General features: G+C 69.7%; 1 protein-coding gene. It reads right to left on the bottom strand.

All coding sequences use genetic code 11. The features are described 5' to 3' along the window. Positions 1–26: 26 nt before the first annotated feature. The coding region (locus ACTQ0H_RS09255) for an IS3 family transposase (protein WP_441548082.1) at positions 27–993 on the bottom strand (967 nt) is incomplete at its 5' end.

The raw sequence follows: 993 nt of genomic DNA, 5'->3' as shown, positions 1-993 counted from the left end.
GGGACTGCGGACGATTTCTTGGACCGTTACGCGGCCCTTCCCAGCGCGGCGCGGAACTCGGCCGGCGTGCGGCCGCCGAGCGCATCGCTGCGCCTCTCCGTATTGTATCGGCCGATCCAGCCCCCGAGCTCCTCGATGAAGCGGGCAGGGGTCCAGCCCGACCAGTCCCTGCCGTGCCAGAACTCCCTCTTGAGCAGGCCGAAGAAGCCCTCCATCGCCGCGTTGTCCGGGCTGCAGCCCTTGGCGGACATGCTCCTGGCGAGGCCGTGCCCCTCGCAGATCGAGATCCAGCCGGGCCAGCGGTAGTGGCCGCCGCGGTCGGAGTGGATGACGGGGCGCTCGCCGGGCGCGAGCAGCGCGCAGGCGTCCTCGAGCGTCGAGTTGGCGAGCGCGGCGTCCGGTCTCTCGCCGGCCCTCCACGCCACGACCGAGGAGTCGAAGCAGTCCCTGATGGCCGACAGGTAGACCTTCCTGCCGGAGGGCAGCCTGAACTCGGTGATGTCGGTGAGCCACAGGAAGTTCGGCAGGGCCGAGCGGAAGTCGCGGCGCACGAGGTTCGGCGGGGCCGGCGTCGGCTCGCCCGCATAGGAGCTGTAGGGCCTCCTCTTCCTCCTCATCCACCTGGGGACCAGGCCCTCCTCGCGCATGATGCGGAGGACGACCTTCTCCGAGGCGCGCACGGGCTCGTCGAGCTCGCGCAGGCGCGCCGTCACGAAGCGGTACCCCCGCGCCCCCTCGCCGTCCTCGGTGAAGATCCTGCGCACGAGCGCGCGCAGGGGCGCGCGCCGGTCGGGCCTCGCGATCGCGCGGCGCTGGTACTCATAGGAGCTCTTTGATATCCCCAAGGAACTCGTGAGTTCTCTCAAGGACCACTTCCCGCACGGCCTCAGGCGGTCTATCACCAGGGTCTTCTCCCTGTTCGACATCCCGTCGAGGCTCCCGGCTTTTAAAACGTCCTGCACCGCCCTCAGCACCGCGTTCTCGAGCCTGAGC

The sequence above is a fragment of the Collinsella sp. LCP21S3_A3 genome (assembly GCF_052118905.1).
Lineage (GTDB): Bacteria > Actinomycetota > Coriobacteriia > Coriobacteriales > Coriobacteriaceae > Collinsella.
This window is presented reverse-complemented; position numbering and strand designations above follow the sequence as displayed.